The sequence below is a fragment of the Arthrobacter sp. Ms25 genome (assembly GCF_059090365.1).
Map to the genome: position 1 here is coordinate 365,317 of NZ_JBNHFP010000002.1, position 13,684 is coordinate 379,000.

Below are 13,684 nucleotides of genomic sequence, written 5' to 3' on the forward strand. Positions count from 1 at the left end.
CGGCAGCCGGGAGCCGGCTGCTGCGGGGTTACGTCGTGGCACAGCGGGCGCAGCACTATCAGTACCGGGCGTACAGCTCGCCCACCTGCAGGGCGGTGTCGACCGTATTGTCCGGACCCGGCAGCGGGCAGGCCCACGCCTCGTCATAGGCGCAGGACGGGTTGTAGAGGAAGTTGAAATCCAGCACCAGGCTGCCGGGCAGCCCGCCGGTTCCGAGGTTCGCGCCCTTGATCGTGTCCAGCAGGTACCGCCCGCCGCCGTAGCTGCCGCCGTCGACGCCGGAGGTGGCATCGCGGACGGGAATGAAAATCCCGCCGCCGTAGGAATCCAGATGCCATACCGCGAGGCTACCGACGCCCTCGGCCCGGACAGTGCCCAGCCGGGTGAACGGCACCACGCCGTCCGTGCCGGTGGCGACCTCCATCTTCTGCCCGGCGCCGTCGTCGTCAATGACTGCCTCGAACCGGAACGCCGGATCGTAGCGGGCCGTCCGTAGCCCGCGGAAGCGGCGGCGCGTGTCTTCGGGAAGGGGGGACGCAGGGTGGGTGCCGAAGAGCCGGTCCCGTCCGGTGGCCCACAAGGCATGGGAGTGCGACGCCGACATGCCGTCGGCTGCGCGGCGCGCCTGCTCATACAGGGCGAACACATGACGGCGCCAATCGGCGGTGGCCAGGGCTGTGACAGGGGAATCCATGCATTCAGCGTAGTGTGTTCCGGGTGACTACCGGACTCCTCATTGTGGTGCTCGTCGCCATCTTCATCGGCGCGATCGCACAGCGGATCGCCGGCCTGGGCTTTGCGCTCCTGATTTCCCCGTTCCTTGTGATCATCCTCGGCTCCCACGGGGGAGTGCTGATGGTGAACATCTGCGGCTTGGTTTCCTCGCTGCTGATCATGTTCCGTGTCTGGCGGGACGTGGACTGGTCCATGTATCGGTGGCTTGCGGTCCCCGCGGTAACAGCCAGCATCCCGGCTTCCGCGGCAGCGGTCTTCCTGCCGTCGGCCCCGCTGGCTGTGACGGTGGGCGCCGTCGTTCTCGTGGCGCTGAGCATCTCCCTGTTTCTGCAGCGCACCTCGGTGGTGCTCACGGGCAACGTTCCCAAGGCAGTGGCCGGCTTCGCCTCCGGAATCACCAACGCGATGGCCGGCGTTGGCGGGCCCGCGGTGAGTGTGTACGCGCTGCTGTCCCGCTGGCCGCAGCGGCCGTTTGCCGCCACTCTGCAGCCCTTCTTCGTCACCATCGCCACCGTCACCCTCACCTCCAAGCTGCTGCTGGACCCGGGACAGATGCCCCCGTTCCAGCCCTGGGCTTGGGCGCTGGTCGGGCTGATGATCGTGGGCGGCATCTACGCCGGCGAAAAACTGCAGCGCTTCATCCGTGATGATCAGGCCCGGATGGCCGTCATTGTGATTGCGTTCATCGGTGCGGCAACGGCGCTGGTGAAGGGCCTGGTCGACCTGTAGCGCTGGCGGGAGTTACCCGACTCACGCCGGGGCCTCAACGGGCTGTGCATGCCCGGATGGAAAGATAGAAGCGATGAAAATATTATTGCGGCCGAAGAAGCCGGGTGTGCCGCCCATGCCACTCTGGTTGCAGGGGACCTTCGAACTGGGCCAGGCCGCAGTGCTTTCCGCCCTCCTGGTCCTCCTGCCGCTCATCGGCGTGTGGTTTACCAACGGTTTCACCGATCTGGATTTCGCTTCGCTGGCCCGTCTCGGCGGCCAGGCCTGGCTGCTGATGCATGGGGTGCCGCTGTCGCTGACCTTCCCTGCGGGGGAGCTGGGCGAGGCACCCGCCTCCGGGTTGCTTTCCTTCTTCCCCCTGGGGCTGACGCTGATTCCGTTCTTCCTGTCCTGGCGGGCCGGACGCAGGCTGGCCCGCGCCTCCTACACCGACCAGCTCTGGCAGGCGCTGCTGGGAGCCCTGGGCACCTACGCGCTGATCGGTGCGGCAGCGGCGTATTTCTGCAGTACCGACGGGGTTCGGATTTCGGTGGCAGCGGGGGCGTTGGTGCCCCTGATCGCCGCCGGTGCCGGACTCATTGTGGGCGCCCGGACAGAAGCCGGTTCCTGGGTGCGGCTGATCGGCATGGACCTGACCGACTGGATTGCCCGCACCAGCCAGCATTCCCGCTGGGCAGGGTCCTACATGTGGGCCGCGCTGCGTGCCGGTGCCGTGGGCACCGTCGGCGCATTGGGCCTCTCCGCTGTGTTGCTGGTAGCCGCGCTGGCCGTGAACTGGGCCGAGATAACCGCCGTTTACGAAGAGCTCGACGCCGGCGCCGTCGGCGGGGTTGTGCTCACCGTGGTGGAACTGGGGCTGATGCCCAACTTCATGGTGTGGACCTTGGGCTGGGCCTCCGGCGCCGGTTTCTCGCTCGGCACCGGCAGCATGATCAGCCCGCTGGAAACCACCGTGGGTCCGCTGCCTGCGCTTCCCGTCCTGGCTGCACTCCCGGTCGGGACCATGGAATACGGTTACGCAGCCATGCTGATCCCGGTGGCAGCCGGCATCCTGGCGGGCTGGTGGTTCCTGCGGGAAGGGGAAAACCACTTCGATGAATGGCTTTCCATCAAAATCCGCGCCCGCTGGTTCACCGCACCCGTTTCCACGCTGGTCCTCGGTGCCATCGTCGGCCTGGTCTCCGGGGTGCTGGCGGCCGGCGCCGGCTGGCTGGCCCAGGGATCCCTGGGCATCGGACGCTTTGTAGGGCTTGGACCGGACCCGCTGTGGCTGGGACTGTGGGTGGCCGCGGAGGTCGGAATCGGCGTCGTCATCGGTTACGCCGTAGGCCCGTGGCTTGAGCGCGAACCCAAACTGGACGCTTAGCGGACCTGCTGGAACGGCAGATACTCTGCCTCGCAGGCATCCACGCCGTCCAGGGTCAGGGCGGACCGCATGCAGGATTCATAGGTCATGGTTTCGTCCCAGAGCAACACCATTCCCGTCAGCCCCAGGGTGGTGAGTGCGGTAACGACCAGGCCCAGGGAGATCAGGACCGGCATCAGCGGCCCCATCCGGCGTCGGGCCAGCTTGACCAAGGCGATGACGCCCACCACCAGGGCGGCAAGTCCCAGGGCGAGCGGAACGAGCTTCCAGGGCAGGACGAGGTTGCTGCTCAGCAGCATTGCCGCCAGCAGAAGCCAGAAGATCCGTACGTACTGGACCGCGCTGCGCTTTTGTTCCTCGGTGGGCGCGGGGCGGCCCGAGGGTGCGTGCGGGGCGGGGGTCTGGTGCTGGGTGCCGTGGTCAGTCATGGGTTTAAGCCTAGGGGACGCCGCCGCCTATGGTGGACGCATGCGCATCGTCGTCCTCGTGTCCGGTACCGGTTCCAACCTCCAGGCTGTGCTCGACGCCGTCCGTGACGGACGGCTCGACATCGACATTGCGGCCGTCGGCTCCGACCGTCCGGGAACCTACGGGGTTCAGCGCGCCGCCGACGCCGGCTACCCGACCTTTGTGGTCCCGTTCCGGGAGTACCCGGTGCGGGCGGACTGGAACCGCGCCCTCACGGAGAAGGTGGCATCCTACGCCCCGGACCTGGTCCTCTCCTCCGGCTTCATGCGGATTGTGGACGAGCATTTCATCAATACCTTCGAGGGGCGCTACCTCAACACCCACCCGGCGCTGCTGCCGTCCTTCCCCGGCGCGCACGGGGTCCGCGACGCGCTTGCGTACGGCGTGAAGGTCACCGGCTGCACGGTCCACCTGGCCGACGCCGGCGTCGACACCGGGCCGATCCTCGCCCAGGCCGCCGTCGAGGTCCTCGACGGCGACACTGAGGAAACGCTGCACGAACGCATCAAGGTGCAGGAACGGCGGCTGCTGATCGACACGCTGGACCGGATCAGCCGCGAGGGCCTGCCTGCGCTCTAGCCTTCGGCTAGTCCAGTGCGGCACCCTTTGTCTCGGGAGCGAACCGTGCCATCCAAAGCACGGCCGCAAGGACCAGGACCCCGGCCAGGGCGAAGGACAGCGGCAGCCCGAGGTACGGCCACAGCACCGACACGAAGAGCAACGGTCCAAACCCGGCGCCGATCCGGGAAACGGTGGACGCCCAGCCGAAACCGCTGCCGCGCAGGTTCGTCGGGTACAGCTCCGAGACATAGGCATAAAGCACGGGAATGGCCACCTGCACCACAAACCCGTAGACCAGCAGCCAGATGGTCGCTGCCGTGGGAACGTCAACCACCAAGGCCACAATCACCAGGATGGCCGCGGACAGGGGACCGGTGATCGCCAGGATCCACTTGCGGCCGACCTTTTCCACCAGCAGCGCGGCGGCAATGACGCCCAGCAGGCCGACGGCGGCCATCCCGGACGTGGTCAGGAACGCCCGGTACTCGGCGAACCCGGCGTCCACGAGGATCTTCGGCATCCACTGCAGCGCCAGGTAATAGACCAGCAGGATGGTCAGGAACAGGGACCAGGCAGCGATGGTGGTTTTCGTGCTGAACCGCCAGAGGTCCGCGAGCTGGGTGCCCATGGTGCCCAGGGACAACTTTTCGGGTGCCTGCGGTTCGGGCAGGCGCCATTCGGTCTGCGTTCCGCCGGTGCGCCGGACCAGGTCATCGATGACCGCGGAGGCTTCGGCGGCGCGGCCCTTGCGGACCAGGTAGAGGGGGGATTCCGGGACCGAGCGCCGGACCCAGAAAACCAGGAAAGCCGGAATCACCATGATGAGCATGGTGTAGCGCCAGTCCGCGAAGGTGGCCATGATGACCGCTGACGTGACGCCGCACAGCGCCGCTCCCACCGGCCACCATCCGTCCATGCCGGTGAGCACCCGCCCCCGCTGTTTCTTGGGAGTGAACTCGCCTACCAGGGCATAGTCCACCGGGACGCAGCCGCCCAGCCCGAAACCTGCCATGAACCGGAAGATGCAGAACCAGACAATGTCCGGGGAGAAGGCGCCCAGCACCGTGAAGACCGAGAACACCAGCAGGGTGGCGGAAAAGGCCCGCTTCCGCCCGATTGCATCGGCAATGGAGCCCCAGACGAAGGCGCCGATCGCCATACCGAGCAGGTTGGCCGTGCCGATCCAGGCAGCCTGCGCCGGGGCCAAAGCCCACTCCTTGGACAGCAGCGGAATCAGGACACCGTTCAGCGTGACGTCCCAGGCATCGAACATGAAGCCGAGGCCGCCGATGAGGAAGATTTTGCCCTGAACCTTCCACCGCCAGGGCAGGTTCTGGACCACCTGGTCTCCGGTGGGCAGGGCATGGGTTACGGACATCGAGTGAGTGGCCTTTCGGAAGGGAGGATCGCGGGTCCGGGGAAACGATACCTGCTAGATGCCCGGACCCTGTGGATAGAACCACAGGACTCGCGCGGGAAGGGATCATGTGGCCATGGCCTGATCACAGGCAGTGACTCCCAGGGGCCTGCCCGGGCCCGTGTTCTCGGTGGCGGAGGCCCGGGAACGCGGGATCCCCGTGTCCGATTTACGGCGTAAGGAGTACGACGGCGCCGGGCACGGCCTGCGCTCTGTCTTCGGTGCCCAGCCATCCCTGCTGGATTCGGTGCGTCCGCTGGTCCCGCCCTCGGGCCGCACGGTAGCCAGCCACACCACGGCCGCGGCCTTATGGGGAATGTGGCTGCCGCGCCGCTTGGAATCCGGGCCCCTGCATTTGACCCGGCCGATGCGGTTCGCCAGGCCGAGGCGAAAGGGTGTCGTGGGGCACCAGGCTCCGCTCCTGCAGCAGGACGTGGTGCAGATCGGCGGGATCATGGTGACCTCGCCGGCCTGGACCTGGTGCGACCTGGCGGCCATGCTGCAGGTGGCGGACCTGGCGGTGGCAGGAGATTCCGTGCTGCGGCGCGTGGACGCACCTTCCCGGGGCGGATTCCTGCAACGGCCGGACCCGCTCTGTCGGATCCAGGACCTGCTGGACGTTCTGGACCGGAGAGCGGGAACGCGGGGTGTGTCGACCGCCCGGATCGCTCTCGGACTGCTCCGCCCAGGAGCGGATTCCGCCCCTGAGACACGGCTGCGGCTCCTTATTCACCAGGCAGGCCTGCCCGAACCCGAGGTGAATCAATGGATCATCGGTGCCGATGGGTTGCCGCTGTCCCGCCCGGACCTCCAGTACCGGGCACTGCGGATTGCCCTTGAATACGAAGGGGAACACCATCTGCTTGACCCTGCGCAGTGGCACCGTGACATTGAGCGGGATGACCGGCTCCGGCAACTTGGCTGGACGGTGCTGCGGTTCAGCAAACAGCACCTGCGGGAAGAGAACCGCGCGGGCACGGAGGAGAAGATCCGTACCGCCCTCACAGCCCGCGGCTGGCGGCCGGGAATGCCCGTCCGATTCTGTCCGAGTGGGGTATCGGGGGAGTGGAGCGGGAATCGAGAAGGCACAAATTACCGAAATTCGGGTCAAAAACGGTAATTCGTGCCTTCTCGATCCCGGGAACGGTAATTTGTGCCTTCTCGATCGCGCGAGGCGGGAGGGGCAAGCGGGGCAGCAGGATTTCGCCGAAGACGGGTTGTTACCCGCAGTCCGGGGACCGCAACCAGGCGAAGGCATAAACTTCTCGTGGGCCGCACGGCCTGCGCACCGATCACCGACCACCTGGAGTGTCTGCTGTGAGCAATCCTGTCCTCGACCGTGTTCCTATCCGCCGGGCCCTGATTTCGGTCTATGACAAGACGGGGCTGACGGAACTCGCGCGGGGCCTGGCCTCAGCCGGCGTCAGCATCGTCTCCACCGGCTCCACCGCCAAGCAGATCGCCGCCGCAGGCATCGCCGTCACCGAGGTTTCCGAGGTCACCGGATTCGCTGAATGCCTGGACGGACGCGTCAAGACGCTGCATCCCCGGGTCCACGCCGGGATCCTCGCCGACCGGCGGCGGGAAGACCACATTGCCCAGCTGGCCGACATGGAAATTGACCCCTTCGACCTGGTGGTGGTGAACCTTTACCCCTTCGTGGAAACCGTCCGGTCCGGTGCCGGGCAGGACGACGTGGTGGAGCAGATCGATATCGGCGGACCGTCCATGGTCCGCGCCGCTGCGAAAAACCACCCTTCGGTGGCCGTGGTGGTGGATCCGGGCAAGTACTCGGATGTGGTCACCGCCGCCGCTGAGGGCGGGTTCGATCTGGCCCAGCGGCGCCGGTTGGCGGCTGAGGCGTTCGCCCATACGGCCGCCTATGACACCGCCGTGGCCACCTGGACCGCCGAGCAGTTCGGGGACGGGACTCAGGACGGCGCCAAGTGGCCGGCCTACACCGGGCTCGCGCTGGAACGGGCAGAGGTGCTGCGTTACGGAGAAAACCCGCACCAGGACGCCGCACTGTATGTGGACAAGTCGGCACAGCCCGGCGTCGCCCAGGCCGACCAGCTGCACGGTAAGGCCATGTCCTACAACAACTACGTGGACGCCGACGCCGCCCTGCGCGCCGCCTTCGATTTCGCTGAACCCGCTGTCGCCGTCGTCAAGCACGCCAACCCCTGCGGCATCGCCGTGGCCTCGCCCGGCGCCGCGGACCCGATCGCGGACGCACATGCAAAGGCCCACGCCTGCGATCCGGTCTCGGCCTTCGGGGGAGTCATCGCCGCGAACCGCACTGTCACCGCGGGCATGGCGGAAACCGTGAAGGACATCTTCACCGAGGTGGTGATCGCCCCGGACTTCGAGCCGGAAGCGGTGGAGATCCTCTCGGCCAAGAAGAACATCCGCCTGCTGACGCTGCCGGACGGCTATGCCCGCAACGACACTGAATTCCGGCAGGTGTCCGGCGGGATGCTGCTCCAGAAGGCGGACCGCCTGCAGGCCGAGGGTGATGACCCCGCGAACTGGACCCTGGCCGCGGGGGAGGCCGCGGATGAGGCGACCCTGGCCGATCTGGCCTTTGCCTGGTCGGCCGTGCGCGCCGCCAAGTCCAACGCGATCCTGCTGGCTCGGAACGGCGCCTCCGTCGGCGTAGGCATGGGACAGGTGAATCGAGTGGATTCCTGCCGGCTTGCCGTGGAGCGGGCCAATACCCTCGGCGGTGACGGTGCGGAACGTGCCCGCGGCTCGGTGGCCGCCTCGGATGCCTTTTTCCCGTTCGCCGACGGGCTGCAGATCCTGCTCGACGCCGGCATCCGCGCCGTCGTCCAGCCCGGCGGGTCCATCCGCGACAACGAGGTCATCGAGGCCGCGGCGGCGGCCGGCATCACCATGTACTTCACCGGGGCACGGCACTTCTTCCACTAGGCGCAGGCCCGGAACGGCGGGGCGGTGCGGGTAATGTGCCGCCCCGCGGTTTAGGGTGCCGATAGTGGGCTGTGGCATAGTTGGACTCAAATAAAAGCCAAAAAGACGGGTTCCGTCATGCCACAAGACATGCTCCGGTGCCCACCAACACACAAGGAGATCGTGTGGCTGAGAAAATCAAGGTTGTGGGCTCTGTCGTAGAGCTCGACGGCGATGAGATGACACGCATCATCTGGCAGTTCATCAAGGATCGCCTGATCAACCCGTACCTGGACGTAGACCTGAAGTACTACGACCTCTCCATCCAGAACCGCGACGCGACGGATGACCAGGTCACCATCGATGCCGCCAACGCCATCAAGGAACACGGCGTAGGCGTCAAGTGCGCCACGATCACCCCCGACGAAGCACGCGTCGAGGAATTCGGCCTGAAGAAGATGTGGGTTTCCCCCAACGGAACCATCCGCAACATCCTGGGCGGCGTGGTCTTCCGCGAACCGATCATCATCTCCAACATCCCGCGCCTGGTCCCGGGCTGGAACAAGCCGATCATCATCGGCCGCCACGCCCACGGCGACCAGTACAAGGCCACGAACTTCAAGGTTCCCGGTGCCGGTACCCTGACGCTGACCTACACCCCGGCTGACGGCGGCGAAGAAATCAAGCAGCAGGTTGTGACCTACCCCGAAGAGGGCGGCGTCGCCATGGGTATGTACAACTTCAACGAATCCATCAAGGACTTCGCCCGCGCTTCCTTCGCCTACGGCCTGCAGCGCAACTACCCGGTGTACCTCTCCACCAAGAACACCATCCTGAAGGCCTACGACGGCCAGTTCAAGGACCTGTTCCAGGAAGTCTTCGACGCCGAGTTCAAGGACCAGTTCGAAGCAGCCGGCCTCACCTACGAGCACCGCCTGATCGATGACATGGTTGCCTCCGCGATGAAGTGGGAAGGCGGCTACGTCTGGGCCTGCAAGAACTACGACGGCGACGTCCAGTCCGACACCGTGGCCCAGGGCTTCGGATCGCTCGGTCTGATGACCTCCGTGCTGATGACCCCGGACGGCCAGACCGTCGAGGCTGAAGCAGCACACGGTACGGTCACCCGCCACTACCGCCAGCACCAGCAGGGCAAGCCCACCTCCACCAACCCGATCGCCTCGATCTTCGCGTGGACCCGTGGCCTGATGCACCGCGGCAAGCTGGACAACACCCCCGAGGTCACCAACTTCGCCCAGACCCTCGAAGACGTTGTCGTCAAGACGGTCGAATCCGGCAAGATGACCAAGGACCTGGCACTGCTGGTCGGACCGGACCAGCCGTACCTGACCACGGAAGAGTTCCTCGCCGCACTGGACGAGAACCTCAAGGCCCGCCTGGGTGCCGAGGTCGCAGCCTAAGCATTACTGCACCGACGACGGCGCGCTGCCCCCTTTCCGGGGCGGCGCGCCGTCGTCGTTAACCGGCGTGTGAAGCGGACGCGTAATAACTAGCGCCGTTGCATGCGCGGTGCCACCATGTGGGAATGTCGAACTCCACCACAGCGCCGCCCGCCGCGAAGAGCGCCGAAGAGCGAAGCGCCCGCATCGCGGTAACCGTGTTCCCGCTGCTGATAGTTGCCGGGGGAGCGGTGGCCCTGTTCTTCCCGCAGCCCTTCACGGGCCTGTCCGCGTACATCAACCCCGGCCTGATGCTGATCATGTTCGGCATGGGACTGACCTTGACCCTGCCGGACTTTGCGCTGGTTGTCCGGCAGCCGCTGCCCGTCCTGCTGGGCGTGGTGGCGCAGTACCTGATCATGCCGCTGCTGGGGTTCGGCATCGCCTGGGCCCTGCAGCTCAGCCCCGAACTCGCCGCCGGCGTGATCCTGGTGGGCTGCGCGCCCGGCGGCACGGCGTCGAACGTGGTGACCTACCTGGCACGAGGCAACGTGGCCCTCTCCGTGGCCATGACATCGGTGTCCACCCTGCTTGCGCCCCTGCTGACGCCGATCCTCGCGCTGTGGCTCGCCGGGCGGTACATGGCGGTCGACGCCGAGTCCATGGCCTGGTCCATTGTGCAGATTGTCCTCATTCCGGTGGTGCTGGGCCTGGCCATCCGGTATCTGGCACCCCGGGTGGTGGACCGGATCCTGCCGGTGCTGCCGTGGATCTCGGTAGTCGCCATCACCTTCGTGGTCATTGCCGTGGTGTCGGGAAGCGCCGAGGCCATCTTCACTGCCGGCTGGCTGATCCTGCTGGCGGTGGTGCTGCACAACGGCCTGGGCCTGGGGCTCGGTTACGGAGCCGCGAAGCTGTTCCGCCAGCCCATCCCCTCGCGGCGGACCATGGCCATCGAGGTAGGCATGCAGAACTCCGGCCTGGCGGCGGGACTGGCCAAGCAGTACTTCGCGCCGGAAGCGGCCCTGCCCGCAGCGGTCTTCTCGGTGTGGCATAACGTCTCGGGAGCCCTGATGGCCGCCATCTGGCAGCGGAGGCCCTCCGCCTGACGGTAGGGGCGGGACGGGACGGCCGGAGCTATCGGCACCCGGAAAACGCCGCAGGCCCCGGACCACTGGTCCGGGGCCTGCGGTACGGTGCCGCTGCGCTAGATGCCCGCGCCCCTGTCGCCGGACGAGGAAGGCCCGCCGGAGCCGCCGGACGACCCCGACATCCCGGAGCCGGAGACTCCGGAACCAGAGGAACCAGAGGAACCCGAGCTGCTGCTGGGCGAACCCGAGCCGCTGCTGGAGGAGACGGACGCGGGTTCGGACGTCGACTGTCCGGAAATGGTGTTGCCGTCCTTATAGGCCGCTGCCACCTCGATCTTGCGCGGCTTGGAGCGTTCGCTCACGGGGATGAACACGCTCAGCACGCCGTTCTCGTACTTGGCGGAAATAGCCTCGATATCAATGCCCTGCCCAAGGTTCAGCTGCCGCAGGAAACTTCCGCTTTCCCGTTCCCTGGTCAGCCAGGTTGCGCCCTCGGTGGTGTGGATGGTCCGCTCGGCCCGGATGGTCAGCAGCTGCCCGTCAACGTCCACGTCCACCGACCCCGGGTCAATGCCCGGCAGGTCCGCATTGAGGATGTAATGGTCGCCCTCGCGGTACAGGTCGATAGGCATAAGCCGCAGCCGCTGTCGCGGGTCGAGGAGTGCGCCTGCAACCCGGTCGAGCTCGCGGAATGGATCAAACTTCATCGCCATTGTCATCAACTCCTGTTGCGCCGGCGCCCGCAGGGCACCGGCGGTTGGAATGCCGTTGTTGGAAAAGGGTCGATAAAGGTTGAGTCCCCATGACTCAACGATGGAAATCAGGCTAGCACTCGGCAGTTTTGAGTGCTAGGTCATAGCAGCGGTTTCTGCCCCTTGTCCGCCTGTTTTTCTACTGTCAGCCGATCGGCCAGGCGTGCACGGCCGTGTTGGTGTGCATGTTCTCCCAGTAAAGCCTGGAGAGCTCGCCCAGGGCTGCTGTACGCTGCATCCCCGAGGCTTCCAGCCTGCGCAGGGTGGCGATCTGCCAGGCTGCTCCGTTCTGCTCCGTGCGCGCACGCTCGGCCACCACCGCCAGGTAGCGGTCGATCAGGGATGAATCGACTTTCAGTTCCCGAAGCCCCTCGGCAGCCTGCGGAATGAGGTGGCGCAGAATCAGTTCCGCCACCGGGATCTCGCCGATGCCGGGCCAGTACACAGACGCTTCCAGTCCGTGCCGGGCACAGTTGAGGAAGTTGTCCGACGCTGTCTTGAAGGCAATCCGGCTCCACAGCGGGCGGTCGGCCGTGCGGAGGTATTCCACGAGCCCGTAGTAGAACGCGGCGTTGGCCACCACATCCAGGACGGACGGCCCGGCCGGCAGGATCCGGTTCTCCAGCCGCAGATTCGGCGTCCCGCTGCCCGGATCGTAGATCGGCCGGTTCCAGCGGTAGACGGTGCCGTTGTGGAGGCGCAGTTCAGGCAGCAGCGGTGCCCCGAATGAAGTGGTTTCCGATCCGGTGCCCGACAGCTCCGGCAGCAGGGCGGGGAAATAGCGCACGTTCTCCTCGAAAAGATCGAAAATCGAGGTGATCCACCGCTCCCCGAACCAGACGCGCGGGCGGACGCCCTGGTTGCGCATTTCCGGCGGGCGGGTGTCGATGGACTGCTTGAAGAGTTCGATGCGGGTTTCGTGCCAGAGCACATGCTCCATGAAGATCGGTGAATTAGCGGCGAGGGCAACCTGCGGGGCGGCAATCATCTGCGCCGCGTTCCAGGCCGGCGCGAACTGGTCCGGCGATACTTCCAGATGCAGCTGGACCGAGGTGCACGCAGCCTCCGGTGCAATGTTCTGGGCGTAGAAGGACAGTGGTTCCGGCCCCGACAGGTCCAGGAGGACGTCTTCGCCCCGGGCCTGGAGCACTGAGGTGTTCAGGGCGGCGTAGCGCTGGCCGCTGCTCAGCCAGTCCCAGCCGTCCATGAAGCGGGGGGTCAGGGTGGGAAGGATTCCCACCATCATGATGTCGGCAGCTTCCTGGGCTGCCCGCTTATCCGCACGGTTCAACTGCAGCCGCAGGCTGTCCTCGAGCTCCTTGAGTCCGAACTGTCCCACCGGCATGGCCGGGTGGTTCATTTCGATGTTGAACGCGCCGATTTCGGTCTGGAAGGCCGGATCAGCAATCCGCTCGAGGACAGCCTGGTTGCGCAGGGCCGGTGAGAAGTCCCGGTTGGTTAGGTTCAGCTCAAGTTCCAGGCCGATGCTGGCCGTGTCCGCAAACTGGGCGGTGGACAGAAAATGAGCGAAATGGTCCAGGTTTTCCAGCAGGCGCTGCCGGTAGGCTGTGCGCTGCGCGCGGCTGAAAGTCTTGCTCGTGACTTCTGCACCCATGGCCCGTTACTTCTTTTTCAGGCCTTCAAGGACATGGGCGGGCCGCTGCATTTCACCGTGCTGGGCGCCCATGACAATTACGGCGCCGGAAAGTGCCGGAATGCTCCACTGCAGGATTTTCAGTTGGCGCTGGGCCGTCTTCAGTTCCTTGGAGGCGCCTTCCCGGGGCTCGGTGGCCCCCTGGCTGCCCTGCTCGGAGAGCTTCCCGACCTTGCCGCCGAGGATGCCCGAATAGAGCGTGACCACGGCTGCCACCACGGTGACCGCGGTCTTATAGGCGGTGAGCCGCGCTACCCCTTCCTGCTGGGACACACGGGTTTTGTTGTCTCCGATAAGCGCAAGTCCGGCTAGGAAGTGGAGGCCGATCGCGCCTGCCTGCACCGGAGCCCACTTTTTCCAGCCGAGGGCGGAAAGCCGGGTACGTTCAGTCGGGTCCGCTGCTGCAGCGGCTGCACCGTTCAGGCCCACGGCTCCCATCAGGGAGCCACCGAACCAGGCCGCAGCCGTCAGATCATGGACAGAGCGTGCTATGAGGTTTGCCGCCAATGTAATGCTCCTGTGGGTAGTGGGCCGGGGTCATTTCGAACCGGGCATCCGGCACGGAACGGCCTTCCGCGGCCTCTTCTGATCGGTGCAAAAA

The 13,684-nt window shown here is 66.2% G+C and carries 12 protein-coding genes and 1 pseudogene; 7 read left to right on the plus strand and 6 right to left on the minus strand.

What is annotated here, in order from left to right; all coding sequences use genetic code 11:
- Positions 1-58 precede the first annotated feature (58 nt).
- Positions 59-694 carry a DUF1684 domain-containing protein gene (locus AC5RT8_RS06240; protein ID WP_494094848.1) on the minus strand — a complete coding sequence of 212 codons (636 nt, stop codon included), beginning with the start codon at positions 692-694 and terminating at the stop codon, positions 59-61.
- Between the two features lie 23 nt (positions 695-717).
- Here AC5RT8_RS06240 and AC5RT8_RS06245 point away from each other — a divergent pair, with 23 nt between their 5' ends.
- Entirely contained in the window at positions 718-1,464 is a 747-nt protein-coding gene (locus tag AC5RT8_RS06245) for a TSUP family transporter (RefSeq protein WP_494094849.1), read from the plus strand.
- A 115-nt stretch (positions 1,465-1,579) separates the two neighbouring features.
- Positions 1,580-2,830 (plus strand): cell division protein PerM, encoded by a 1,251-nt coding sequence (locus AC5RT8_RS06250; protein ID WP_494094850.1) that lies wholly within the window; start codon positions 1,580-1,582, stop codon positions 2,828-2,830.
- Here AC5RT8_RS06250 and AC5RT8_RS06255 read toward each other — a convergent pair.
- On the minus strand, positions 2,827-3,258 hold the full coding sequence (locus AC5RT8_RS06255; RefSeq protein ID WP_494094851.1) for a hypothetical protein: 432 nt from the start codon (positions 3,256-3,258) through the stop codon (positions 2,827-2,829). The two genes, AC5RT8_RS06250 and AC5RT8_RS06255, sit on opposite strands and share 4 nt — an antisense overlap.
- 40 nt (positions 3,259-3,298) lie before the next feature.
- Here AC5RT8_RS06255 and purN point away from each other — a divergent pair, with 40 nt between their 5' ends.
- Complete coding sequence (gene purN, locus AC5RT8_RS06260; protein WP_494094852.1) at positions 3,299-3,877, plus strand: phosphoribosylglycinamide formyltransferase; 579 nt, start codon at positions 3,299-3,301, stop codon at positions 3,875-3,877.
- Positions 3,878-3,884: 7 nt separating this feature from the next.
- Here purN and AC5RT8_RS06265 read toward each other — a convergent pair whose 3' ends face one another.
- A complete protein-coding gene (locus AC5RT8_RS06265) occupies positions 3,885-5,237 on the minus strand; it encodes an MFS transporter (protein ID WP_494094853.1) in 1,353 nt (450 codons plus the stop codon).
- 133 nt (positions 5,238-5,370) lie between these two features.
- Here AC5RT8_RS06265 and AC5RT8_RS06270 point away from each other — a divergent pair, with 133 nt between their 5' ends.
- The 4 genes from AC5RT8_RS06270 to AC5RT8_RS06285 all read left to right on the plus strand — a co-directional run bounded on the left by AC5RT8_RS06270 (position 5,371) and on the right by AC5RT8_RS06285 (position 10,695).
- A complete protein-coding gene (locus AC5RT8_RS06270) occupies positions 5,371-6,396 on the plus strand; it encodes an endonuclease domain-containing protein (protein ID WP_494094854.1) in 1,026 nt (341 codons plus the stop codon).
- A 197-nt stretch (positions 6,397-6,593) separates the two neighbouring features.
- Positions 6,594-8,207, plus strand: coding sequence for a bifunctional phosphoribosylaminoimidazolecarboxamide formyltransferase/IMP cyclohydrolase (purH, locus tag AC5RT8_RS06275; protein ID WP_494094855.1), 1,614 nt, complete (start codon positions 6,594-6,596; stop codon positions 8,205-8,207).
- Between the two features lie 164 nt (positions 8,208-8,371).
- Complete coding sequence (locus AC5RT8_RS06280) at positions 8,372-9,607, plus strand: NADP-dependent isocitrate dehydrogenase (RefSeq protein ID WP_494094856.1); 1,236 nt, start codon at positions 8,372-8,374, stop codon at positions 9,605-9,607.
- Positions 9,608-9,732: 125 nt separating this feature from the next.
- The gene (locus AC5RT8_RS06285; protein WP_494094857.1) at positions 9,733-10,695 is read left to right on the plus strand and encodes a bile acid:sodium symporter family protein; all 963 of its coding nucleotides are present in this window, start codon (positions 9,733-9,735) and stop codon (positions 10,693-10,695) included.
- Positions 10,696-10,994: 299 nt separating this feature from the next.
- Here the strand turns inward: AC5RT8_RS06285 and AC5RT8_RS06290 are convergent.
- From AC5RT8_RS06290 to AC5RT8_RS06300, 3 genes and pseudogenes are all read right to left on the minus strand, one after another.
- Positions 10,995-11,390 (minus strand): annotated as a pseudogene (locus AC5RT8_RS06290) (Hsp20/alpha crystallin family protein); the annotation flags it as partial.
- A gap of 184 nt (positions 11,391-11,574) precedes the next feature.
- Positions 11,575-13,044, minus strand: coding sequence for a glutamate-cysteine ligase family protein (locus AC5RT8_RS06295; protein WP_494094858.1), 1,470 nt, complete (start codon positions 13,042-13,044; stop codon positions 11,575-11,577).
- 6 nt (positions 13,045-13,050) lie between these two features.
- Positions 13,051-13,590, minus strand: coding sequence for a hypothetical protein (locus AC5RT8_RS06300; RefSeq protein ID WP_494094859.1), 540 nt, complete (start codon positions 13,588-13,590; stop codon positions 13,051-13,053).
- Positions 13,591-13,684: the final 94 nt, after the last annotated feature.